Below are 25352 nucleotides of genomic sequence, written 5' to 3' on the forward strand. Positions count from 1 at the left end.
AAGCGGGCCGTGTAACGCGAAGTCCTATTGTATCACAACATCGGAATTTGGACTTTGGAAGTCAGGACAGAACGCCGCGGACGAGAAGACCGAGCAGGACCACCGCCAGATTTCCCAACAACACATGAACCCACGTCCACTGCTTCTGACGGTAATAATGAACATAAACCAGCGAACCCATCCAGGGGAACGCGAGCAGAAACCAGGCGCCCGGCAAGAGCAGCAGGCCTACGGCGACCAAGCGCTCGCCGATGTCCTGATATTTCCACTCAACGAGAATGCGGGAATCCCCCCACAGATCATTTTCCAGGAAGAAGATCAGCACCGACAAGAAATGCGACAGGAGCACGCCGCAGAGCACCGGTAAAATCCAGGGCTGTGTGGGGACCACGGGAGTCGCCGGAGAAAAAGCCAGGATCATCGTCACATGGACCACCTGGTCCCAGAGCATAAACCCGGTGTTGTCCGGGCTTCCGGCTTCCTGAATCGACCAGATCCGCCACTCATCCTCCAGCCAGTGGAAAAGCGTCAGGAGTCCCACGCAGACCCAACCGTCCAACCGGAACCAGCGCGTCTGGACCCACGGCCACGACAGGTAGGGCCACACCAGAATCGTCATGACCACAGGGTGCGTCAGGATGTGAATCAGCATCCCGCCGTAATTCTTCCGTTTCGAGCTCGCGACCTTGTTGGTCTGGAGCGTGAAATCCGAGATGAAATGCGCTAAGACGAGACGCCAGAAAATATCCATGTTATTTTGTTTTCACTTCGAAAACCCCGTCCCAATTCTCGGCTGGCGGATCGGCACGGAACGCCTCCACACGCTGAATATACGTTTCACACGCCTTATCATGCCCGAGGATTTTCAGGACTTCAAGGAATTTCAACCGGGCCGGCTCAAACTCCCGCTGGGCAAACAGCTGAATCGCCTCGTGATACAACGGCAGCGCCTGCTGCCAGAGCGAACTCAACGACCCTTTCTCACCCAGCAGCTCATAGGTGATGACCGGTTTCGCTTTTCCCGGCACACGGATTTTATCTAGGAACCGCACGTCGAATTTGTCCTGGACCAGCTCGTAGGTGAATTCGCTGATCATGATGCAAGTCCCGAACGCCTTATTGGCCCCTTCCAAGCGGGACCCCAGGTTGACGTTGTCGCCCATCACCGTGTAATCGGATTTCTGCTGTGACCCCATGTTACCGACCACCATGACCCCGGAGTTGACGCCGATCCGGATGCTTAGGGGGTTCAGTCCTTCGGCTTTCAGTTCCTGATTCAACTGGTTCAGGCGCTGAATGCTTTTCAAAGCACACCGGCAGGTCCGCTCGGCATGATCGGGCTGCTTCACCGGAGCGTTCCAGAACGCCATGATCCCGTCGCCCATGTACTTGTTGAGGTAGCCGTCGTATTCGAAAATGACCTCGGTCATGCTCGAGAGATACCGGTTCAGGAGCACCACCAGTTCGTCCGGATTCATGCGCTCGGAAATGGACGTAAACCCGGCGATATCCGAGAAGAACACGCTCATTTCGCGTCGCTCGCCGACCAGTTTCAGCTTGGACGGATCCGCCATCAAAGCATCCAGGACCTTCGGGGAGACATACTGCCCGAAGGCGGCTTTCACCCAGCGTTTCTCTTTCTCTTCCGTAAAAAATCGATACAGGACCATCGCCACATAACCGAAGGCCAGCGCCGCCAAAGGCCCGGCCATGTCAATGACCAGGTGGCGCGACGCAAAAAACCACTGTGCGACTCCCGCGTACAGCAATCCCAGGCTGACCACAGCCAGGGCGCCGGCACCGGCTGAAAAACGAACCAGGACCAGGCCGCAGAGCAAGGCGAAGACGCCGATCGCCGCGTAGGTCCACCTCAGGCCGGCCTGACGGAGGCTGTTGTGCCACAGCAGATTATCGATGACGTTCGCGTGGAGTTCGACCCCGGGCATGTTCTTGGACATCGGCGTCGGGTAGTGATCGTACGTGCCGGTCGCTTCGGCTCCAACGAGCACCGCTTTCCCGGCAAAGGTTTCCGCCGGGATTTTTCCGGAGAGAACCGCCGCGTAAGAATAATACGGGAAGGTGTGTTCCTTCCCCGCAAAATTGACCGTCAAGTGACCCCGGGCATCCCGCGGGAGCTCGGAGACGAGTTTTTCCGGCGTTTCGCCGAGATAATAACCGGCTCCGATCAGGGACAACAGATTAAACCGTTGATCCTGATACCGCAACGTCGGAATGGCGTTTCGCAAAACCCCGTCGTCATCGATCACCGCGTTGACGAAGCCGGCCTCGCGCATCGCCTGGAGCAGCTGGGGGAAAGGCGGGGTAAATCCAACGATCCGTTCATTCTTCAAATCAAAATAGAGGCTATGGACCACCCAGGGGTGGCGCGCCGTGGCCCGGCTGAGCAGCTTGTCTCCTTCTTTATCGGACGTAAACGGTTCGATAAAAAAAACGTCGAAGAGAAGCGCCTTGGGCGGGGCTTTAGCCAGGGTTTCAATCAAGCGGGCGTGAATCCGGCGCGGCCAGGGCCATTGATGCAGGTCTTTCAGCGAGGCATCGTCGATCGCGATGATGGCGACATCCGGATGCGGGGTCCGGCAGCGGCGCAGTTGAAAACGGATATCCTGAGTGGCCCACTCCGCCCGCTGCACACGGCGCGCCAGAAAATAGTCCAATCGCCGCAGCGGCGAAGACGCGCTAGTGTCCAGATCTATAGAGGGATTATTAAAGTAAGCGCCGCGGCGCTGCTCCAGAAACGCACAGAGGGCGGCAATGGCCAGGGTGAGGATTAGGCTGATCCAGCTATTTTTCCGCATTCAAACGAAGAAGATGCGGTATTAACCGCGATTTTTCAAGGGATTCCTGTGTGCCGGCTTTGAGCGATTTCAGCGTCACTTGGCCCTGCCGGAGCTCGTCTTCGCCCAGGATCAAACAGTGCGTGGAGCCGATGCGGTCGGCGAGCGTCAGCTGAGCGCCCAGTTTCTTATCGAAAAATCCCCCCTCGACAAGGACCTGTCGCTGGGACAGCTCCGGAGAAAGGCGCAACTCCTGCAGGAGACGATAGGCTTCCAGCGCCGAGGAGTCGCCCAGCGCCGCGACGAAGATTTTGACGGGAGCCTGGGAAACCGGAAGACTCTGTTTCGTCTGCGTAGCCCGGATCGCTTCAATCGCGCGCTCCACTCCCATCGCAAACCCCAGCGCCGGGACATCCGGACCGCCCAGATCTTTGACCAATCGGTCGTAGCGGCCGCCCGCGGCCAGCGCATCCTGCGCGCCGAGAAGCGTGGTCGTGACTTCGAACACCGTCCGCGTGTAGTAATCCAGTCCCCGCACCAGGCGCGGCACTACCTCGAAGGGGACGCGGGTTTGCCGGGCCAGTTCTTGGACTTTTTCAAAATGCGCGCGGCAGTCGGCGCACCAGAACGTGTCAATCGTCGGGACCTCCGCCAGCGCCGGCCCGTCAATCTTACAGTCGAGAACCCGCAGCGGGTTTCGCTCCAGGCGGTGTTGGCAGTCTTCACAGAGGGTCGCGCGCCGGCCCTGGAGAAAAGCTATGAGCGCTTTCAGGTACGGCGGCCGGCAGCCGGCGCAGCCCAGGCTGTTGATTTTCAACCGCAGCTCCGAAAGGTCGAACCGCTGAAAAAGGGTGTGGACCAGAAGCAAAAGTTCGGCATCCGCGGCCGGCCCCGCATGGCCAAAGGTCTCCGCCCCGATCTGCCAGAACTCGCGGTAACGTCCGGCCTGCGGCCGTTCGGCCCGGAACATCGGCCCGATATAAAACAGCTTGCAGAATGGACTCGACTGAGATAAATGATGTTCGATAAACGCGCGGACAACACCGGCGGTGCCTTCGGGCCGGAGCGCCAGTTTTCGCCCGCCGCGGTCTTCGAAAACGTACATCTCTTTCTGGACCACATCGGTGGTGTCGCCGAGGGAGCGCTGAAAGAGTTCGACGGATTCAAAGGTGGGCGTGCGGATCTCGGAGTAGCCGAAGCGCTCGAACAACTGCAGGGCCGCTGATTCCAGCGTTTGGAACATCGCCGCATCAACCGGAAGGATATCTTTGGTGCCGCGGACCGCCTGGTAGTGGACCATGAGCAGGATTATATGAAACAAAATGACGATGACGGCCTCTATCTCCTGAAGCGCAATCCGCTCTTCGGGCCGCTGCATGAGGACGTCCTGTCGGAGCTGGTAGGGTCCCTCAAAAAGTTAAGCCTGGCCAAAGGCGCCGTTCTCTTCCGGGAAGGCGATCCCGGCAGCAGTCTCTACCTCATCAAAAACGGGCGCGTCCGGATCAGTTCGCTCGATGCCCAGAACAAAGAGCAGACCGTCGCCTATGTCGGCTGGGGCGATGCCGTCGGAGAACTGGCGCTTCTCACGGGCGAGCCCCATGCGTTCAGTGTCACCTGTGACACCTCCTGCGAATTCCTGACGCTGACGAAGTCCGATTTCGACCGCATCCTTGAGAAATTTCCGCTCGTGGGCATTCAGTTGTCGCGCGCGCTCTCCAAACGGCTGGCGGTTTCATTTCATCCCAAGAAAGACAAACCCAAAACACCCAGACTCTTCGCCCTGGTCCCGGCGCTCCCCCATGAAGCGCAGGTAATTTTCACGATTAATCTGTCGATTCAGCTGGTGGAACAGACGCGCCGGAAAGTCATCCTGGTTGACCTGAGCCCGCGCAGCGGAGACATCGCCCGGGCCCTGGGCCTCAACGCGCCACCGGCCGCCGAAGAACTCTCCGGGGAAGACGACCTGATGAATCCGGACACGCTGAGCCAGTGGGTAATTTCCCATGTGTCCGGACTGGACATTCTGTCGCTGCATCCCCGGTTGTTCAAAGAGCAGGTTTTTGAAGGGCTGCCGGCTTTTTTAGGTCTGCTGAAAGACCAATATGATTTCATTCTGCTTCTGCCGCCCGTCGAAAAAAGCCCCTTAAGCCAGAAAGTGCTGCGGGAAGTCGACAAGGCGATTCTGATTCTCTGGGACCAGGCGGCGGACATCGTCACCGCGGTGCGGCTGGCGCTGGCGGATAACCTCGAGGGATCTTCCGCCGTCCTGTCCACAATTTTGCTGCAGCACCCTTCGGCCGCCAATACCACGCCCGCCGATTTCCGGGTCCCCTGGACGGAAACACTCCATCAGCCTTTTCGAGGAACCGGCTCGCCTTTTCTGTCGGACCTGGAAGCGGCTTCCACGCTGGCGGCGCTCGCCCGGATCGCGCGGGCGCTCGGCGGCTTGCGCGTGGGACTCGCGATGGGATCCGGCGCGGCTTATGGCTATGCCCTGATCGGGCTCCTGAGCGTGTTCGAGAGGGAAGGGATTCCCATCGACATGATGGCCGGCTCGTCGATGGGAGCGTTGCTGGGGAGCTTTTACTGCGCCGGCATTTCTCTGGAGCGCATCCGAGAAATTTCCCGGGGTATCACCAAACGCTGGCTGTTTCAAAATATCATCGGGGATCTAACGATCCCCCACTCGGGGCTGCTGGCCGGCCAGACCCTTAACGCCTTCTTAAGGAGCGTCCTGGGAGACATCGAATTCCATCAACTTCCGATTCCCTTTGCCGCGATCGCTACGGACATCCGGTCGGGGCATGAAATCGTTCTTCAGGAAGGACGCGTGACGGACGCGGTCCGGGCGTCCACCTCGCTGCCGATCATTTTCACCCCGGTGCTCCACAAAGGCCGCTTCCTGGTGGACGGCGGTCTTGTGAATCCGGTCCCCACCTCCACGGTCGCCAGCATGGGAGCGGACCTTTTGATTTCCGTCAATCTGACGGCCAAACCCTCGGTGCGGCGCGGGATGGGACGCTACCGGCGCAATATCCCGCTGGCGCCGCGCTCGCCCAGCATGCTGGAAGTGCTTTTCAAGATGATTTACACCATGCAGTACGAGATCGCCCAGGCGCGTACGGAAATCGCACACGTGGTGATCGCGCCGGATATGCGGGATTTTCTATGGACGGAATTCTATCGTTCGGAGGAAATTCTGAAAATCGGCGAAGCAGCCGCCGAAAGAGCCGTCCCCAAAATCAAAGCCCTCCTGCCGTTCTTCTCCAACCACTGCTCGTCCCCGCTGCATCTGAAACCGTAGGATCAGCTATTCATTACCCTCACCCCAACCCTCTCCCTCAGCAGGGGGAGGGAGTTTCAGATTCTCTGCACGTTTCCTTTCCCTCTCCCTGTTGAGGGAGAGGGAAAGCCGGACGGCCGCAGGCCGGACAGGCGCGGGTGAGGGCATCATCCCCATGAAATAACTTAAGTCGTTAGTTTTCGGAGTTCGCCCAGGTTGAGGGCGTCGGAACCGGGAGGTTCCTTCGGGGTTTCCAGGATGACGGCCACCTCAGCCAGACGGGGATCGGCCAGCAGCGCCCGGAACGCGTCACGGCCGATATGGCCCTGGCCGATATGCTCATGCAAATCCCGGTGGGTCCCTCTTTCCGCTCTTGAATCATTCGCGTGAATGACCTTTAAATTCGACAGACCGATGAGCCGATCGACGTCGTCCAGGGTTTGCCGGACCTCGTCCGCGTTTGAAAAGGGGTAACCGCTCCCCAGCGTATGCGCCGTATCTAGGCATAATCCGATGCGGCTTTTGTTCTCAATGCCTCTAATCATTTCCGCCACCTGCTCAAAACGGTCGCCCATCCGGCGGCCGCCGCCCGCCATATTCTCGATCAAAATGACGGTTTTCCCCTCCGTCTGAAGGGCCCGGTTGAGCGCGGTGGTCAACCGTTCCAGCCCGTCCGCCGGGGTGGAGGACTCCGAATAGGAACCGGGATGAATCACCAGGAAGTCCGTCCGGATGCGCTCGCAGGTTTCCAGATCCGTCAGGAGCGCGTGATAACTCATTTTGTAGAGCGCCTCGTCGGCGGTGCAGAGGTTCGGCAGATAGGGCGTATGAACCACGAGCGGATGAAGATCCAGACGGAGCCGTTCCTTATGAAAACGATCGGCGTCTTCCTGACTGATCCGCGCGCCGCGCCAGAGCCGCGGGGAGTGGGTGAAGATCTGCAGCGACTCACACCCGAGCTGTTCGGCTTCTTCAAGAGCCGTCATAAAACTGTCCCGGATAGAACAATGGACACCGAGTCTCATGCCTCTATCATGGCTTGAATCGCGCCGCGGTGCAACCCGAAATTAGTCTTGCAATCGACCACGCCAAAGGTTATTCTCTGTCCACAGATCATGTCGCCCAAACCCAGCACGGCCAAAGGGAATATTCTTGTCGTGGACGACGAAGCGGTCGTCCGGAACCTGCTCCTGCGGGCGCTGATATCCGTCGGTTTTGAAGTCCGCGCGGCCGAATCAGGCGAAAAAGCGCTGGAAGAAGCCGGCCAGCACCGTTTTGACCTGGTTCTTCTGGATATCGCCCTGCCGGGCCTCGACGGGCTTCAGGTTTTGCAGCGCCTCCGGGCCTTGTATCCCGAGTGCCTCGTGATCATGCTGACCGCCAAAGAAGATCTCGAACTGGCCAGAACCGCGATGACCCTCGGCGCTTGCGACTATCTGACCAAACCCATTGAGATCGATACGATCCGCAAAGTGCTCCGGACCCACCTCGCTTTTTCGTCTAACCCTTGAATCCTTTGAATCCTTCGACCACCTCATCGGCTCTCCGGGCTCAATTCCTTAAGCTGTTGGAGGAAACATCCACCTTCTTTTCGCTGGACAGCCAACCGCACGAGCACGACTCCGGCCGCGTGAATCAAATCCGCTCGTCGGCGCTGACGCTGGCCGGCATGGTCGTGCATCCCCACTTCGACCGCTTTCTGGTTTATCTTCTGGGATCCACCGCATCCGACGCGGATTATCCTCTGCAGGCAATCCGGATGTTGTGCCTGGTGGCTTATGTGTCACGCAATGAACACCTGGCCCCGGAGCAGCGCGAAGAACTGCTGACCGCGGCGTTTCTGGCGGATACCGGGTTTCGCCCGGCCTGGCTGGGACATCACGGGACACACTCGGAAGTCGCCATTTACCATTTAAGAACTCCAGGCATCCCCTGGATCACCCCCACGCTCGAACGCCTGATTTCCAATCACCATCAACCGCTCACGGATCCGTCGCCAAACCGAATTCTCTCCTTGGTCGCGCGCTACCTTGGTCTGGTGTACGGCACCGGCCAGGACGATGTCGGCCATGCCGGAGTGCTGCCGGCCCGCGCCATCGAAACCCTCATCGAAGAAACGGAGCGGGGCGCTCCCGGCCTGAATCTATTCATGAAGACGCTCTCGGCTTTTCCCCTTGGCAGCTGGGTCCAGCTGAACGCAGGGGTTGCCGCCCTGGTCATCGGCGGAAACCCGAGCAATCCGTTGCGGCCCCGGGTGGGCCTGTATCGGGCGGAACCGTCCGGAATCGGGCGATGGTTGGAGCATGACTTGGGCAAAGAGATGACGTTGTACATCTCCCGGGAAATCGTGCCTACGCCCGCTCAATTATCACTGGTTAATATCCCTGAAATTTTTCTCCCCGGATGGATGGGCGCTTCCAGCGAAGCCTCGCGGGATATCCGTTTGCCCCCTCCGGAAATCGTGAGCGCGGTGGGAGCCGAAGGGAATGCCGGGCAGACGCTGCCGTCTTCCATCAAAACAATCGACGATTACCGCTCGCACATTCTGGGCCATGGAAAACCCGCCCCGACGGGACCGGCGCCTGCCGGAGCCCCGCTGGCGGCAACGGGTTCTCATCCGGCAGCCGATTTGACTCTCTCCTCGACTCTTTCAAAGCAGGACGTGCTGAAATTTTACCGGGACGAACTGGCCAAACTACGGGCGGAATGGGAACAAAAGCTCTCAGCCGCCGAGCAGGTCAGCAGCAGCCTAAAAGCGCCGCTGATCGACAGCTACCGGCGGGAGAACCAGCTCATGGCGACGATTCTGGACCGGATCGATTGGATGGACGCCACCGCCGCCAAAACACCGGAACCGCCTTCCGCCTCACTGGTTCTCGAAGAAGACGCGCACGGAAGCGTGGTTGACCTGGGATTTGAGACTCCGGCGGCCCCTGCGCCAGTCCCACCCAGACAACCGGAGCCGGAACCCATTTTGCCGCCCGTCAAGGAAATCGCTATTGACGATGAGTTGCCCACCGGTCTGGAAGAACTTCCTGAAGAAACAACGTCCGGCCTGACACGCGTCGAAACCTATTTCAACGAACTCCAGCGGCTCGCCGGCCGGGACCGCGCGGTCCTGGCGCAGCTTCGCGAAAGTCTGCTCAGCATCCGGCAGGCGCTGGAAAACGCGTCTAAGGACCCGGCCACGGGCTCACTTCTTTCCTTAATTACCCACTGGCTGCAGAAACTGGACGAAACAGACGCCTCTCTGGCGCAAACCGCTGATCGGATCAGCATCCTGGCGGAAGGATGGCAGGGGTTGGCTCAAAAACTTCGCGCGCTGCTGGAGGAATCCGGAGAAGACGTCCACCGGTCCTGGAAAGAACCCATCCGTCCGAAGATGGAGAACACACTGAAGAACCTCTGGAAGGAACTCTCCGTCAGGCACCGGCACGTGGCCGCTCACGCGAAGCTCATCAATCAATTTACTGCTGAGGCCAGACAGATTAGGGTTTCAAAAACGGCAGGCTGAGCAGCTGCGCCATCACTGTACGCGACGTTAAGAACGAAACGACATTCTTCGAGTGCCAATCAAAATTCGCCTGATGCTGCACCAGCTGATTCACCGATGGATGACCGCACGCCCGGACCAGGCCATCCAGCTTTTTATCGCTGAGGCACTCGAATACCTTGCGCACGATCCGTCCCAGCCACAGCTCTTTTCGAAGAACGCTTCGCCAGCGGCGGTTATAGGAGGCCAGGGTCCGTTGATCAAAGCGGCCGAGGGCAAACGCCTTCTCCAAAGTCTGAGCCGCGGCCGTTGCTCCGACCAGCCCGTAATAAATTCCTCCGCCGGTGGTGGGCTTGACCTGGCCCGCCGCATCCCCGACAAGCAGAACGCGCTCAGTTGCGCCGCAGGGAACCGCGTCAATCGGCACCGGACGTTTCTGGACCAGCACATTGTCCCGCCAGATCCGGTCTTTCAGCGCAGGACTTAACAGCAGGGTTTCCAGACAATGAGCGGCATGCTGGGTGGCGGTCACGCCGATGCGCAGCCGTCCATTTCCGATTGGCACAACCCAGGCAAAAGACCCCGGCGCCACCTTGCGCCCGATATAAACCTCCGCTTCCTGCACAAAATTCGATTCTACTTCCGTCTGCGCGCAGATCAAATGGCGCTTCGGCGGTTCAAGACCCAGCTGTGAATGCAGCCGGTATGAAATACCTCCGGCCACCACGACCGCCTGGCAGCGGACGGACTCTGTCTGGCCGGCCCCCCGCTCGACCGCGAGCGTGACGCTCTCCGGCTCCCGATGAATCTGCGACACCCGGCTTCCGGTCCACAAGGTGACGCCCGCCTGGCAAGCTCTCTCCGCCAGGATCCGGTCGAAACGCGCCCGGTCCATAATGAATGCTTTTCCGTCAAACCAGTTTGTGCGCACGCGCGTGCCCAGCGGCGAGACAATCCAAGTCGGCGGTAAACTTGATTGGATCGCCTCACGGGGCAGATCCGGGAATCGGTCAAAGGCCTCCTGCCCGAGGATGCCGGTACAGTGGCGGGGCTCGCCGACTTGCTCGTGTTCCTCCAGCAGAAGGACACGCAAGCCCTGACGGGCCAGAAGAAACGCGGTCCGGCTTCCCGCCGGTCCGGCTCCGATGATGCCTACATCCCAAACAGGACTCATCCTAAAACCCTCTTTTGAAGATCGCACATATCGTCACCCCCGAGCACCACCCTAGCCGTCATCCCCGGCAGCCACTGGCCGGGGATCCAAACAGTCTTGACGTCAACGTATAGATTCCCCGCCAGTACCCGCGGGGAATGACGAATGATTGGCAGCGCCAGAATCCGCGGGGGATGACGTTTTATCATCGGGCCACCCCCACGTTTTCCCACCGGGCGAAGAGTGAATTCCACCCCGAACGCAGGATGAGAGCGATGTCCAGCCAGAGGCTTTGCCGCTTCACGTAAAGCAGGTCATAACGAAATTTATTCCGGCGCTTGACATCCCGCGCGGCAAAGACCTGCGCGACGCCCGTGAGCCCGGGACGTAAACGGACCCGCTTCTGGTAACCGGGAATTTTTTCCAGGGAGATCTCGTCTTTGATCCACCCCCGGGCTTCAATCTCACTCGGCATCAGCGCCCGCGGCCCGACAAAACTCATATCGCCTTTGAGAATGTTCCAAAGCTGCGGAATCTCATCCATGGCGGTGCGGCGGCACCACTGGCCGACGCGCGTGATGCGGGGATCCCCTCGGTGCGCCTGGCGGCGGTCGTACTCGGGCAACTCCATTCTGACCATCGAGCGGAATTTGAGCGCCAGAAAAGGAATCCCGAACCGTCCCACGCGCTCCTGGCGATAAAAAACCGGGCCGCGATCCTCCAGGACGATGGCCAGAGGAATCACCAGCCAGAAAGGTAGTGAGACCACAAACCCGGCCATGGCCAGAACGATGTCGAGGCACCGCTTGAGCGGGTATTCGCGGAACAATTCCGCATCCGAGCGCAAGGTCTGTTCGAGCAACCCGGGAACGGTGGCCAGTAACCGGTCGCGGCTCGCTTCTTTTTCGATATGGGTTCGCGCGGCCTTTCCCATGGCAGCCACCCGCTCCGGGGCGCTGGCAAGCTCCAGAATCGCCATTTCGAGAAGCTGGGCATTCCCCGGAGACACCACGACACCGGCTTCGGTTTCTTTCACCAGACGGCTGAGCGCTGTTTCAGGAGAAGAAACCGCGATCAGGGGCCGGCCGCACGCCATCTGGTTCAGAATCTTGGAGGACAGGCTCAGGTCCGCCATCCGGCGCAGCTCCATCACGATTCCCACGTCCGCGCTGGAAAGGACTTCGGCCAGGCGTTCTTTCGGCTGAAGCGGCAGGAGCGTCACATTCGGGAGCGGATGCTCGGACAGACGCTTCTCCAGCGCGGCCCGGTAGTTGCCGTCTCCGATAATGACAAAAGCGATCGAAGGGCGGTCCCGCAGCCCAGCGGCCACGTCAATCAGTTCATCCAGCCCCTGATGAATCCCGAGACTGCCCGCGTAAAGCACGACAAATTTTCCCTCCAGTTTGTGTTCCCGGCGGAAAGCGGTTTCCCTGGGCATTGGTCGCATGGTGTGGGTGTCCACCCAATTCGGCAAGAGCGCCAGGGAAGTGGCGGAGATCTCTTTCGTCTGAACACGATCCCGCATGGGAACGCTGATGGTGGAGATGAGGTCCGCCCGACGTAAAATCCAGCGCTCGATTGTCGTCAACACCGCCACCAGCCCCCGGCCGCGCAAAAATCCGACGGCCTGGCCGGCGTCCACCTGCAGGTCTTGAAGATGCAGCCACAGCCGGCTTTTGTTGAACTGCCGGTGGATAGCGGCGGCCAGCCCTACGCCAAAGGGAGGTGAAACCGCCAACACCACATCGGCGCGGCAGCGAAAGAGCGCGGGCAGGGAGGTGAGCATGAACGACAATTCGCAGAAGAAACGCCCCAGCGCGGTCTGGCGGGACGGGACATAGAGCCATCGCCGCCACACATCCGCGGCTCCGACTTTTTCGTGAACCTGCCACCGTCCCCGGTAACCCTCCCGGATGCGCCACTGCGGATAATACGGCAGCGCGGTCAGAACCTGAACGGTGTGACCGAGTTTGAGAAGGTGTTCGACGAGCTCGGTGTTGTAGTAGGCGATGCCGATCGAATCAGGATAAAAGGAATTGGTGTAGAGAAGAATCTTCATAAGAACCCCGTCATCCTCCGCGACCGCTGGCGGAGGATTCCCCGCCAGAACCCGCGGGGAATGACGCGCGAGAGGGCTTCTCAATCCAGTAATCGCCGAGCACGAGCAGGTCCATCTGCGTGCGCAAAAAGCAGTCGATCGCTTCCTCGGGACGGCACACGATGGGCTCGTCTTCGTTGAACGACGTATTGAGAACGACCGGAACGCCCGTGAGGCGCTCAAAAGCGCTGATCAGCTCCCAGTAACGCGGGTGCGTCTGACGATGCACCGTCTGGACCCTCGCGGTCCCGTCCACATGTGTAATCGCAGGAACGCTGGCACGACGTTCGGGCTTCACGATGTAATTCATGAGCATGAACGGAGACTCGGCAGGCCCGTCGAACCACTCACGGCATTTTTCCGCCAGCACCGACGGGGCAAACGGCCGGAACGCTTCCCGGTTCTTGATGCGGGCATTCAAAACGCTCTTCATATTCGCCCGGCGGGGATCGGCCAGAATGCTGCGGCTCCCCAGCGCGCGCGGCCCGGCTTCCATGCGGCCCTGGAACCAGCCCGTAATTTTTCCGTCGGCGATTGCCTGCGCGGTCCGGCCGCAAATCTCCGGGTCCTTCTGCACCGCCATACCGCGCTCACGAAGCGCCGCTTCAATCTGCGCGTCGGAATACTGAGGACCCCAATACACGTGGTCCATATGAAAACGCGGCGGCGGCTCGGCCTGCGTGTAGGCGTGATAAAGCGCCCCGCCCAGCGACGTTCCCCCGTCTCCCGCATCCGGCTGAATGTATACCTGCTCGAAGGGGGTTTCTGTCTGAATTTTCCCGTTCATCACGCAGTTCAGCGCGACCCCGCCAGCGAAACACAACCGTTTCTCCCCGGTCTCGCGGTGCAGGGTGTGCAGCAGATGAAAAAAGAGCTCTTCGGTGACCGCCTGGACCGCAAAGGCCAGGTCTTCGTGCTCCGGGTTCAGCGCGGATTTCGGCATGCGCGCCGGTCCGAGCAATTGGTTAATCTTGGATGAGAAAAGCGGGCCGTAGGACGGTGTTTTTTCCCAGACCTCAGCGACCGATCCGTTCTGGTGTTGAAAGTAATCCAGATTGAGAGACAAAAGACCGTTGGCGAGCGGATGGATCAGCCGGCGGACCTCGGGAACCCGGCTGGCCCGGCCATAAGCCGCCAGCCCCATCACTTTCCCCTCATCCCCGTAATGGGTAAAACCAAGATGCTGGCTGATCGCCGTATACAGAAATCCGAGCGAATGCGGGAAATAGACGCGCTTCAAGATGCGGATCTGGTTGCCTTCGCCCAAGGCGAGAATAGCGCTGACGCCATCGCCCATCCCGTCGATAGTGAGAATCGCCGCCCGGTCAAAGGACGACGCGTAGTATGCACTGGCAACATGGGCGACATGATGTTCCACATGCACGATCGGCAGAGAGATTCCGTTAAAGCCCGGAGCGAACGCTTGAACCAGCGCCTGCCGCACATCCAGGACGTGCCGGCCCTGCGACAGACGGCTGCGCAAGAAGGACGGTGACAGGATTTTCGGATGGGTCACGACGTGAGCGGCTTTCGCCCAGAAATTGGCTTTTGGATCTTTTGAAACGGTAATGACGGAGAGATCTTTCGGCTGAAGCCCCGCCTCGCTCAGACAATACCGGATGGCTTTCTCCGGAAAACCGGCGCAATGCTTGATCCGGTTAAAGCGTTCTTCCGCGGCAAAAGCCATGAGCTTCCCGTCAACAAGCAGGGCCGCCGAAGCATCTCCGTGGTAAGCGTTTATCCCAAGGATCTTCATCGCTTGGGATATAACAGGACAACTGTGCGATTTCCAGCGTTTTTTAAACAAAATTGGTATATTTTTACCTGATGATTTGGACAAAAAATAGAGTCGGATTTCTCTTTGTCTTTCTGGGTTTACTTCAAGCCTGGGCGAACCGGTTTTACATGAATTCCGACGGGATCTCCTACATCGAGATCGCGCAGGCGTACGCCCGGGGTCAGTGGCAGCAAGCCTTCAACACCTATTGGAGTCCGCTGTACTCCTGGATTCTCGCCATTGTGTTCCGGCTCTTTAAGCCTTCTTTGTTCTGGGAGTTCCCCCTGGTCCATCTGGTTAATTTTCTGATCTACCTGTTTACGCTGGCCGCTTTCAGCTATCTGCTGAAGCAATTTCTCAGGTGGCAAGGAGTACAAGAACCTTCCTTGCGCCGGGTTTGGATCTGGCTGGGATATTCACTCTTTCTCTGGTGCGCCTTAAGCGCCGTCAGTCTCTATTTGGTCAGCCCGGATCTGCTGACGGCCGGCATCATTTTCCTGGCCGCGGGACTCTGGATTCGTCTTCAGCAAGGCGAGACCACCTGGACCCTCTTCGGTTTATGGGGTGCGGTTTTAGGGATCGGGTATCTGGCCAAAACCTTCATGTTCATTTTCGGTTTCTTGTGGATCGTCGCCGGCGTCGGCTGGGCGGTCTGGAAACGGAATTCCAACATCAACCGCTACAGCGCTGCTTTGGCAGGATTTCTCTTCATCGCCGTTCCTTTCGTCGGAGCGATCTCCAAAGCCAAAGGTCAATGGACTCTGGGAGAAGCCGCCCCGATCAATTACGCCTTTCATGTTAACCGGGCGCCAATTCTCCCTTTCTGGCGCGGGGATTTTCCGCCGGGCAGCAAGGGAACGCATCCCCCCCGCTTGATCATGTCCATGCCGCGCGTTTATGCGTACGACCGGGACATCCCCGCTAGTTATCCCATCTGGTATGACCCCTCTTACTGGATGGAGGGACTGCGGCCCCGCTATGGCCTGATCGATCACTGGCGCTCGCTGCGGATGCGTTTCAACGACGATACCCACCTGCTTTTGTACTCGCAAGGGAGTCTATGGGCGGGAGCTCTGATTCTTCTCTGGGGTGCTAAAAGACGGAAACCCGGAGCGATGCTTCTGCTTCCGGGCCTTTTGGGAGTGGCGATCTTTGCGATAGTTCTGGTGGAACCCCGTTATATCGGTCCCTTTGTCGTTTTAATCTGGTTCGGCGTATTTTCGGGGATGGAAGTCCCGACGGAAGAGATGGCCCGGAAGTGGTTCGGCTGCGTGGTATGGGCGATGCTTCTCAACCCGCTGGTCTATGTAGGATATGAAACCGCTAACGCGCTCCAAAGAACGGTACGGCAGACGCTGACCTTTCCGCACACCCGGAATCATGCGTACTGGCAGGTCGCGCAAGACCTGCACCAGTTGGGACTCAGGGAACACGACCGCGTGGCCTGCATGTTTGAAAAAGGTTATGGACAATATTGGGCACATCTCGGGGCGTTTCGCTTGGTGGCAGAAATTCCTTTTCCGGACGATGTGTCGCAAGCCCAACCGCCGCTCATGGCCGCCATCGCCGATGTCCTGCGGCAGGAAGGGATCCGCGCCATCGTGGCATGGCCTCACGCGGTTTCCCCCCACGTTTTAAAAAACCTTGGCGGTTGGCAAGAGCTGAAAGACGCCCCTTTTGTCGTTTATCTCCTATGAGACTGAATTTTAGACGAACCTTCTGGCTTCTGGCTGTTCCCCTTGGATTTTTCCAAGCCTGGGCCCTCCGGTTTAACATGGACCCCGACGGGATTTCTTATCTCGAAGTGGCTCAAGCCTATGCGCAAGGCCGATGGAACGACGCCTTCAACGCCTACTGGAGCCCGCTCTTTTCATGGATCCTGGCGGTCTTCCTGAAAGTGGTACATCCTTCCTCTTACTGGGAATTTCCGCTGATTCACCTGATCATTTTTTTCATTTACCTGTTTGTGCTGGCAAGCTTTGACGACCTGCTCCGGCAGTTCCTGGCCTGGCACAAGACCCCCGCCGCCGATGCGGATCCCGGCTGGCACACGCTTCCGGAAGCGCTCTGGGAATGGATCGGGTACGCTCTGATTCTCTGGTGCACACTCTGGGCCCTGGGCCTGGCGCAAGCCACACCCAACCTGCTGGTGAGCGGATTTATTTTTCTGTCGGTCGGAATCGCTTTCCGTCTGCAGCGGGAAAATGTCTCCGGATGGCTTTATGTTTTATCGGGAGTCGTCCTTGGATTCGCTTATTTTGCCAAAGCCTATGCGTTCCTTTTCGGAGTGGCCTGGATCCTGGGGATGACGGGCGCGGCCTTTCTTCAGCGGCGGCCTATTCGACGTTATGCGCTGACCTTGGCTGTTTTTATTATCGTAACCGGCCCTTATATAGGCCTGTTGTCCCGGACGAAAAAACACTGGACCTTTGGCGACGCTTCATCCATCAATTACGCGGTCCATGTCAATCAAGCCCTTCCCTTGCCTTTCTGGACCGGGGATTTCCCGCCTGGCAGCGTGGCCAAACGCCTGGTTCGACAAATCATGAACCATCCGACGATTTATGAATTTGATCGAGACATTCCTGCCAGTTTTCCCCTCTGGTATGACCCGGCTTACTGGATGGACGGCTTACGGCCCCGTTTTTCTGTCCGGGATCACCTGAGCGCCTGGCGCGGGCATCTGAATGAATACACCCGGCTTCTTTTTTATGAACAGATCAGTCTCTGGACCGGAACGTTGATTCTCTTCGGGATGGCCCGGCGCTGGAAGCGGCTGATCAAACACGGGTGGCCGCTGCTGGTGCCGGCGCTGATCGGCTTTGGCATCTTCGCTCCGGTGCTGATGGCCAACAGCTACATCGCGCCGTTTATTGTTCTCGGCTGGCTGGGGATTCTGGCTGGGTTGGAATTTCCAACCGATGGGGTCACTTCGCGATGGTTGAGGCGCGTCGCGGGCGTTATGATCGCTGTCCCGCTTCTGCAAGTCGGTTACCGAATCGTCTCAGTTGTGCCGACGCGTTCAACCCCGTTCCACTGGCAGGTGGCGCAGAAGCTGCACGAGTTAGGCCTGCGTCCGGGGGACCGGGTGGCGAGCTTTGACACCGGCTTTGGACAGTTCTGGGCGCATATCGGCGGATTTCGCCTGATCGCTGAAATTACCGTTCCTGAGGAAGTGACCCTTATTACTCCGTCGAAGATGACGGAAATCGTTGGGGTCTTACGGGCGAAGGGCATTCGCGCATTCGTGGGACGGCAGGAACTGATTCCAGAAGACAGCCTCGGCGGCTGGCAACAACTTCACAACACACCTTACGCCGTTTACCTGATCAACCCAACTGAGGGGACGTAGTTGCAACTTTGCATCGACTACGCCTCTCGTTGGCAAAGACAGCTGCAAAGTTGCAACTACGTCCCCTCCCCCAGACCCATCAGATCGACCATCGCTTGTTCGACGAGGCGGATCATGGGTGAGGGTTCTGTGCTGGGGCTTGGCGGCGGAGGATTATGGCTGGCTTTTCGGATCGCTTCCCGTAAATCAAAAATCTCATAGGCGGGGATGACCCGCCCTTCATCGGCCAGTGCGCGGATCAACTGAAGCTGATGGTTATTCACATGCTCGCCATAGCGAGCCAGGCGCGGCACCACAATGGGGACTTTACCGAGTGAGATCGCCTGCAGAAGCGTCCCGCAGCCGCCGTGACAGATGATGAGCCGGGCCTCCTTCAGGCACTCGAGAAAACGGTCCGCGGAAAGAAAAGCTTCGGTCCGGCTGTGACGGGGTTGGAAGTTTTCATTATGGCCCGTCTGCATAAAGACCGGCTCGCCTTGAAAGAGCGGGGTACCGGCCAGCGCGTCGACCGCTTCCAACAGCCGGGAGAACCCCTGAGTCGCGTTGCCGACGGTCACAAAGATCATGGTTCGACTCCGTGGTTCGACAGGCTCACCACTCTGAGCGTAGTCGAAGAGCTCACCATGACCCTGAGCGATTGTCGAAGGGTCACAACAACAACCCTCCATAAACGGCTTTGGGAAAGTAACGTCCAAGCGGTTTCCACTGATAAAAAAAGCGGTCAGCCAGATAGTACATGACACGGCCCGTGAGTGAAGGCTCCGTCACCTGAGCCGAAATTTCCACAAAGATAACAGGGATACGGAGCAGTTTGGCAACCAGCGCAAAAGGCACCGCTGGTCCCGCTCCGGTGCTCAACAGAAGTCCGGGCCGTTCCCGGCGGAGGATGCGCCACGCTTCCCACAGATTCACCAAAAATAGCCAGTCTCGCTCGGAATGACGGATGAAACAGGTCTTCCCTTCCATGTCCGGCGGCAGTGTGATCCGGTCGTTGATGACAAAGAAGTGGTCATCCTTCCCGTAGACGGGACGCAGGCGCCTGGCCTCGGTCAAGTGACCGCCGCACGAAGCGATGATGGCAATTTTTTTCATTACTTTTGAGCCGTTAAGATCATCGACTTCCAAAAATACGGGAAACGTCCCACTCCCCTGAAGCGAAGATTCTTGAAACCTGCCTTTTGCGCCATCTCCGCCAGCGTGCCTTTCGAGAAGAATTTAATGTGACCGCCGTCCCAATCCACCCCATGGTGCCGGTCCCAGCCACCCAGAACAGCGAGCGCCAGATTTTTCCAGTAGCCGTGGTAGGGTGTTGAAAGGATCAGGTGCCCGCCTTCCTCGAGCAGCCGGTAGCTCTGCGCGAAAAACGCCTTCGGGTCAAAGAGATGCTCCACGACCTCCAGCGCCACGACACCGTCCACAGGGCCCTTCCAGCGCTCGACGATATCCTCGTCGTAAACCGAGGCCACTTCCAAGCGAAGATCCGGGTGGGACTGGCGGGCTCGCTGGATTTCCTCCTCAGAAGCGTCGAACCCCTGGACGGTGTGTCCGGCCGCGCTGTAGCAGGCCGCGCCGTAGCCGTCTCCGCATCCGACATCCACTAAACGCAGACCCCGGCCACGTGAAATCCGATTCAGAATTTCCAGAATAACCGGGACCAGGTACTGGTCCGCGTAATGATGTTCGGCTCCGTGCTGACTCATGACGGCTCTCCTATCCGGCGCAACTGGTGGCTTGTTTGAAGCGTCCGATATCCGTCCATGACCTGTGCGGCCAGACGCTCCCAGCTGAATTCCTGCCGGACCCAGGCGCGGCCCCGTTCCCCCATGGGACGACGGTCATTGCGGCGCATTTGTTCCATCGCCTCAAAAAGATAGGTCGGATGATTGGAAACCCAGAACCCGCACCGTTTCTCCTCCAGGCGCGACCAGGGGGTTCCCGTGCTGGCGATGACCGGCACGCCATGCGCCAGGGCTTCGGCGATCACAATCCCGAAGCTTTCCGAGTGAGACGGGACCACGGCGGCATCCGCCCGGGCAAACAACTCTCCCTTTTGCGCGGAAGAAACAGCTCCCAGCCACCGCACGCGCCGCCCCACTCCAAGCTCGACAGCCAATGCCTTCAGTGCGGCGACGTAATCAGACGTACCGTCCCCGGCAATCGTCAGAGTCCAATTCCCTGTTTCCGGACGATCAAACAGGCGGCAAGCTTGCAGCAGATTCTCCAATCCCTTGATCGGATTAATCCGGCCAAGATAAACCATTCGAAATTGCCCTTCAGCCGGAACATGACCCGGCGCCTCCGGGATCTCCACGCCGTTGGGAATAACCAGCGACTCTTTCCCGGGGAAACGCGCCAGACTTTGTTTCTTTTCGTCCTCAGAGGTGAAATGGAACAGGAAATCGGCCGGGAGCATCCAGCGACAGCCGCCTTCCCACGCGCGTTTCAGACCCACATGCCGGGTGTGTTCCCAGCGCTGCAACGCGCCCCGTGGCGACCACAGGACCGGCTTACGCATGACTTTCGCCAGCGCCAGTGTCGGTATCACCGGGAAGGAATATACCGCCATGAGATGAACCACATCCGCCCAGCGTAGAATTTCCGGCAAGCGTCCCAGGAGTTCCAGTGAAATTGATTCCGGCGCTAACCGGCGGCAGTAGCGAACGGGGAAACCGGAAACATCCCGGGTCTCCGCCGCTTTCAGCGTATCGGAGGGACCGTTGGCATTCGTCGTAAGCACGCGGATCCGGCAACCCTGCCGCGACAGCGCCTGGCAGAGCCGGTAAACAGACTGCGTCGGTCCGCCGTAAACCGTGGCCGGGAAGAAGGAGGGAACGATGTGCGCCACGTTCAAGGGTTGGCCCTCCGTTCGCGCACCCAGCGCAGCGCCACAATGTAAATGATGATGCTCTGGAGAATGGAACCAAAGGATGGCGCCAACGCCGTCTCGATATTAATCAGGCTGGTGAGAATAACGGCAAAGATGGCGATGCCGCCTTCGCCGGCGTTCTCATGATTAAACAGACGTTCCATCGTGGCATAGACCATACCCAGAATCCCCATGATGAACAGCACCCCCAGCGCTCCAAAATTGACGTAGCTTTCAACCAGGTGCGGCATGCCGATGGAGGTTGTCCCGATGCTGGCCGGGTCCTGTAAGCCGTAGGCCACACCAAAAAATTCGTTCGCCACCTGGGCATTCGGCTTCTTGGGCCAGATGGCCCGCGGGATTAAGGTGTAAATAAAATAGTCGTACGTTTTCCCTAATTGGAACGGAACATGGCGCGGCGTCATGGTCAACACATGGCCGAACAGATGAATACAGTCCGTCCGCTGGATGGAACTTCGGGTACTCGATTGAACGCTCCGGCGGCCGTGCAGCAGGTCATTCCAACTGGTCACAGACAGAGTCGACCAGATCGCGATGCGGTCAAAGATACTGGTACTGGCCATCCCCTGTTTCCAGACCATATTCCGGTATTCCCCTTTTATCGGCTGGATAAAAGCGAAGAAAAGGACACCGATCATCGCAAAGTGCCAGGGGAACTTCTTCCGTGCCATCCAGTTAACAGACGTCACGATCAGGATCGGATCCAATAGATTTCGCACGTTGCCCATCGCCATTCCCAGCATGACCAGGATGGCGAAGATGACGACATAAGCCAGCCGCCCCCACCACCGCAGATTTCCCTTCAGAAAGTACCAGTACAACAGGCCAAAACCGAGCAGCGACAATTTAATCATGAGACCGTACACGGCAAACAGGCGCGGCGGAATGACGACGCGTTCAGTCAGGCCAAGCCACAAGAGCGCGCTGCCGGTGATCCCCATCACGGTGGCGAGCGGCTGCGCCCGGACCGCCTCAAGTGTCAGGCGTACCTTAGGGACCAGAAGATTCAGTATGGAAAAACGGAAGAACCAGAAACCGCACTCCAGCGCGATGATTCCCGCAAGCGTCAGCCGCAACGCCCTCTCGGTATATCGCGCGGGGACGATCAGGATCCCCCCTCCCCAGGAGGATTCGACCAAGGGTTCAGCATAGAAGGCGGGCAGGGCGTAACTGGCCGCATAAACCAGACAGATAATCGGGAACACCGGCACGCCCGGCTGACGTTTGGCCAGATGAATGACGCTCGGCAAAAGACAAACCAGCACGACCAGATAGGCCAACCCCTGCTGCACGATCGAGACGTCCGGCCGCGTCACGTAACGGAGGATCGGGATTAAAATCAAACTCAACAGAAAATAGCCGAACCAGACCTGGAACGCCCGGCCCTCGATGGGCCGCTGGGGCAGGCGGCTAAAACGGATGTTGGTCACGGCATTATTCACAACACTTCTTTCCTTCCGTCCAGAATGGTTTCAAGACGCTGACGAAAACGCTCAACGGAAAACGTTTGTTCCAAGTGTTCCCGGCCCGCTTCTCCGAACCGGCTGGCCAGTGCCGCGTCTTTCAACAACAACACCAGAGCCGCGACCAGGGACGATCCCTGGCGGGGTTCCACGAGCAGCCCGGTCACATCATGAACAACCACTTCCGGAACACCACCGGCCCGCGCGCCCACACAGGGCTTGCCATGCGACATCGCTTCCAGAAAAACGATCCCGAATCCTTCGCCTTCGCTCGGCAGGGCGAACACATCGCAGGCCTCGTAATAGGATGGAAGATCGGCTCCGGATACACGGCCGGCAAATATAACCTGTTGATTAACTCCACAGCGCCGGGCCAAGGCTTCCAGACGGGAACGGTCAGGACCGTCGCCGACCACCACCAGAAAAGCCGCTGGGACGTCCCGCCGGACATCCGAAAGACGTTCGATCATCCAGTCGATATTTTTGTAATGTTCCGCATCCGACAGCCGGGAAACAGTCAGAATCATCGGGCCCTCGGGAAGAGACAACTCCCGCCGTGTTTTCATGACCACGCGGTTGTTAAAAGCAGGATCGATCGTATCCGGAAAAACATCCCCCTGCTCCGGCGATAGCCCATTGCGCGAGAGCATCTGATCGAGCGTATACCGGCTGACCGCCAGAATCCGTGACATCTTTCGCAAACCCAGACGGCGCAAAAGCGGCAGCTTCTGCCAGACATCTATTCCATGAGCGATCGCATAGGACTGGCTGTTCTTTTTTTGCATCCAGACGAGCGGCGAGAAATGCGCATGGCCAAAGAACGCACCGTCCGCTTTTCGTAAGGAACAAACCGCCTGTTTGAAGAACCTGAGCCGGCTTCCTCCAAAAGAACGCACGTCGGCACCGGCCAGCCGCCGGGCGGTCGGGGCATCATGCAAGACCAGAAACTGCAGCGCCCATCCTCGCTCTTTGGCGATGGCGCGCAAGGCCGCCACCAAAGCTCGATTGAAGGTCGTAATACCGCCCAGCGCTCCAAAGAGATCCGTCAGCAAGACAACCCATTGCGGTTTGGGGACAAATCGAAAGGTCCTGAAGTCGTCATTCCCCGCGGCCACTGGCGGGGAATCCAAAATTGTCGTACGGCATTGCTGGATCCCCGGCCAGTTACCGCCGGGGATGACGTCATTTGATCCGCCATAAAATCGAGCCACAATCACCGTGGCCCAGGCGCGGGACCAGTGCAGGCGGCCGGCGCGAACCCCGGCCCAGATGGCTTGCACCGCTTTCCGTTCCAGCGGCGTATGCTCCAGCGCCATGGCTTCGAAATCATCCGCTTTTTGACGGAACCACTCGCCGAAAGGAAACGTGAAACCTTGCTTCGGGCGATCCCACACCTCCCGCGGAAACTCCGGGCCCATCGCTTCGACCAGAAGCCCTTTGGACTGGCTGGACCGCCGGACGTCCGGCGGCAGGCGCAGGATTTCCTCAACCAGACGATGGTCTAGAAACGGCACACGCAGCTCCAGCGAATGGGCCATGCTCATCACATCGCTGTCTTTCAGCAACTGGTTCTGGAGATAGTGATCGAACTCCAAAAGTCGCAGGCGTTCTTCCTCCGGGAAGCGCTTGAGGACGTCGACCCCTTCAGGAACCCAGCGCGCGCGTTCGGTATCGCGTACGCTTACACCGAGAAGCCCGGCGATGCGTTCCGGCGGAAAAAGAGCTCGGAAAAGACGATACGGAGAGGCCGGATCCATATCCCTCAGACACCAGAGCTTGTCCGCAACACCGGGATGGGACGGACGGCTCAGGGATTCCACCAGGCTCAGCAAAGGACCCCGCACACCCGGCGGCACGCACGAAATCCCACGCACAGCAGCGCCGATCCACCGGGCGTGATGGAGATGGCGGTATCCCGAAAACAGCTCGTCCCCCCCCAGTCCGGAGAGGACCACTTTGAGTCCGGCCTCGTGCGCGGCTTTGGACACGACATAGGTATTGATGCCGTCGAGTGTGGGCTGGTCCATCGCCGCCAGCATCCGGGGCAGTTCGTCTTCAAACGCCTGCCGGCGCACCCGGATTTCCCGGTGGTCTGTGCCGTACTGGCGCGCCACCAGGCGCGCGTAACGCCCCTCATCGTAGGCGGGTTCATCGAAGAGGACCGACAACGTCGTGACATGCCCCGGCTGAAGACGGCTGGCCAGCGCCGTCAGTGAAGAGGAATCAATGCCTCCGCTGAGGAAAATTCCAAGCGGGACATCGCTGATCAAGTGCCCTTGAACCGCGTCCAGCAGCTGCCGGCGTGTTTCTTCCACGGCTTCCAGACGGGTGACGGGCCGGACGGGTTGATCCAAAACTCGAGCCAGGTCCCAGTAGTTTGTGGGTTCCACCGGACCGCGGCCCAACGACAGATAATGTCCGGCTGGAAGACTCCAGACCTTTTGAACGGTGGTTAGAGGAGCAGGGACCGATCCAAGCTCCAAAAATCGCAGGAGGCTCTCGGCGTTTAGCCGGTCGGGGATAAGCCCGCTGGCTTGCATGGCCCGCACCTCGGAGGCAAAAAGAATTTTCTCGTGGTCTTGATAGTAGTAAAGCGGTTTAATGCCGAAACGGTCACGGGCCAGAAACAGGCGCGGGCCGGAGCGAGCCGACAGATCCAAGAGCGCGAAAGCGAACATTCCCCGCAGGTGTTCCAGAAGCCCTTCCATCCCCCACGCTTCATATCCGTGCACCAGGACCTCGGTATCGGTGCGCGAAACGAAACGATGGCCCGCGGTTTCCAGTTCCCGGCGCAGATCCTGAAAATTGTAGATTTCCCCGTTGAAAACAACCTGAACGGTCTGGTCTTCATTGGCCATCGGTTGGCGGCCGGCGGAGGAGGTGTCCAGAATGGAGAGACGGCGGTGGCCCAGGAGCGCCTGCGGATGGCGGAATAACCCCTGATCGTCAGGGCCGCGGTGAAGCTGTGCATCCAGCATCCGCTCGACGCCCTGAATCTCCGGCGGCGCTACAACTCCCTGGGTGCGAAAGAGGCCAGCGATGCCGCACATG

General features: G+C 58.9%; 18 protein-coding genes. 5 read left to right on the top strand and 13 right to left on the bottom strand.

Translation table 11 applies throughout. The features are described from left to right. Positions 1 to 61 precede the first annotated feature (61 nt). From WC859_09035 to hisS, 3 genes are read right to left on the bottom strand one after another with little or no spacing between them, the layout of a single operon-like run. Positions 62 to 751, bottom strand: coding sequence for a DUF3307 domain-containing protein (locus WC859_09035; GenBank protein MFA5976288.1), 690 nt, complete (start codon positions 749 to 751; stop codon positions 62 to 64). 1 nt (position 752) lies between these two features. Beyond that, complete coding sequence (locus tag WC859_09040; protein ID MFA5976289.1) at positions 753 to 2816, bottom strand: adenylate/guanylate cyclase domain-containing protein; 2064 nt, start codon at positions 2814 to 2816, stop codon at positions 753 to 755. Next, the gene (gene hisS / locus WC859_09045; GenBank protein ID MFA5976290.1) at positions 2803 to 4173 is read right to left on the bottom strand and encodes a histidine--tRNA ligase; all 1371 of its coding nucleotides are present in this window, start codon (positions 4171 to 4173) and stop codon (positions 2803 to 2805) included. Before hisS ends, WC859_09040 begins: the two co-directional genes overlap by 14 nt. On the opposite strand from hisS, the gene WC859_09050 reads away from it, so the two are divergent. Next, positions 4108 to 6099 (top strand): patatin-like phospholipase family protein, encoded by a 1992-nt coding sequence (locus WC859_09050; protein MFA5976291.1) that lies wholly within the window; start codon positions 4108 to 4110, stop codon positions 6097 to 6099. The two genes, hisS and WC859_09050, sit on opposite strands and share 66 nt — an antisense overlap. A 164-nt stretch (positions 6100 to 6263) precedes the next feature. Here WC859_09050 and WC859_09055 read toward each other — a convergent pair whose 3' ends face one another. Beyond that, positions 6264 to 7103: a deoxyribonuclease IV gene (locus tag WC859_09055; GenBank protein MFA5976292.1), complete on the bottom strand. Its 840-nt coding sequence runs from the start codon at positions 7101 to 7103 to the stop codon at positions 6264 to 6266. A 90-nt stretch (positions 7104 to 7193) separates the two neighbouring features. Between WC859_09055 and WC859_09060 the strand changes: the two genes are divergently transcribed. Then, positions 7194 to 7589 carry a response regulator gene (locus tag WC859_09060; protein ID MFA5976293.1) on the top strand — a complete coding sequence of 132 codons (396 nt, stop codon included), beginning with the start codon at positions 7194 to 7196 and terminating at the stop codon, positions 7587 to 7589. Further along, positions 7586 to 9592 carry a hypothetical protein gene (locus WC859_09065; protein ID MFA5976294.1) on the top strand — a complete coding sequence of 669 codons (2007 nt, stop codon included), beginning with the start codon at positions 7586 to 7588 and terminating at the stop codon, positions 9590 to 9592. The genes WC859_09060 and WC859_09065 overlap by 4 nt, the downstream gene beginning before the upstream one ends. Here WC859_09065 and WC859_09070 read toward each other — a convergent pair. The 3 genes from WC859_09070 to WC859_09080 form a co-directional block, all read right to left on the bottom strand. Continuing rightward, positions 9567 to 10745 (bottom strand): NAD(P)/FAD-dependent oxidoreductase, encoded by a 1179-nt coding sequence (locus WC859_09070; GenBank protein ID MFA5976295.1) that lies wholly within the window; start codon positions 10743 to 10745, stop codon positions 9567 to 9569. The genes WC859_09065 and WC859_09070 overlap by 26 nt on opposite strands. A gap of 184 nt (positions 10746 to 10929) precedes the next feature. Further along, positions 10930 to 12783, bottom strand: a complete 1854-nt coding sequence (locus tag WC859_09075) for a WcaI family glycosyltransferase (GenBank protein MFA5976296.1) — start codon at positions 12781 to 12783, stop codon at positions 10930 to 10932. Positions 12784 to 12793: 10 nt separating this feature from the next. Beyond that, complete coding sequence (locus WC859_09080) at positions 12794 to 14578, bottom strand: carbamoyltransferase C-terminal domain-containing protein (protein MFA5976297.1); 1785 nt, start codon at positions 14576 to 14578, stop codon at positions 12794 to 12796. A gap of 71 nt (positions 14579 to 14649) precedes the next feature. Between WC859_09080 and WC859_09085 the strand changes: the two genes are divergently transcribed. Together WC859_09085 and WC859_09090 are read left to right on the top strand one after the other, a co-directional pair. After that, a complete protein-coding gene (locus tag WC859_09085; protein ID MFA5976298.1) occupies positions 14650 to 16296 on the top strand; it encodes a hypothetical protein in 1647 nt (548 codons plus the stop codon). Next, a complete protein-coding gene (locus WC859_09090; protein MFA5976299.1) occupies positions 16293 to 17951 on the top strand; it encodes a hypothetical protein in 1659 nt (552 codons plus the stop codon). Before WC859_09085 ends, WC859_09090 begins: the two co-directional genes overlap by 4 nt. Before the next feature lie 56 nt (positions 17952 to 18007). Here the strand turns inward: WC859_09090 and WC859_09095 are convergent, their stop codons facing one another. The 6 genes from WC859_09095 to asnB all read right to left on the bottom strand — a co-directional run bounded on the left by WC859_09095 (position 18008) and on the right by asnB (position 25351). Next, positions 18008 to 18517 carry a glycosyltransferase gene (locus WC859_09095; protein MFA5976300.1) on the bottom strand — a complete coding sequence of 170 codons (510 nt, stop codon included), beginning with the start codon at positions 18515 to 18517 and terminating at the stop codon, positions 18008 to 18010. 82 nt (positions 18518 to 18599) lie between these two features. Then, the gene (gene pssD / locus WC859_09100) at positions 18600 to 19043 is read right to left on the bottom strand and encodes a PssD/Cps14F family polysaccharide biosynthesis glycosyltransferase (protein MFA5976301.1); all 444 of its coding nucleotides are present in this window, start codon (positions 19041 to 19043) and stop codon (positions 18600 to 18602) included. Then, entirely contained in the window at positions 19043 to 19651 is a 609-nt protein-coding gene (locus tag WC859_09105) for a class I SAM-dependent methyltransferase (GenBank protein MFA5976302.1), read from the bottom strand. Before WC859_09105 ends, pssD begins: the two co-directional genes overlap by 1 nt. Continuing rightward, positions 19648 to 20796, bottom strand: a complete 1149-nt coding sequence (locus tag WC859_09110) for a glycosyltransferase (protein ID MFA5976303.1) — start codon at positions 20794 to 20796, stop codon at positions 19648 to 19650. The genes WC859_09105 and WC859_09110 overlap by 4 nt, the downstream gene beginning before the upstream one ends. Positions 20797 to 20798: 2 nt before the next feature. Continuing rightward, entirely contained in the window at positions 20799 to 22280 is a 1482-nt protein-coding gene (gene wzy, locus WC859_09115; GenBank protein MFA5976304.1) for an O-antigen polysaccharide polymerase Wzy, read from the bottom strand. Next, entirely contained in the window at positions 22277 to 25351 is a 3075-nt protein-coding gene (asnB, locus tag WC859_09120) for an asparagine synthase (glutamine-hydrolyzing) (protein MFA5976305.1), read from the bottom strand. The genes wzy and asnB overlap by 4 nt, the downstream gene beginning before the upstream one ends. Position 25352: the final 1 nt, after the last annotated feature.

Source organism: Elusimicrobiota bacterium (assembly GCA_041660185.1).
Classification (GTDB): Bacteria; Elusimicrobiota; Elusimicrobia; order 2-01-FULL-59-12; family 2-01-FULL-59-12; genus JBAZWU01.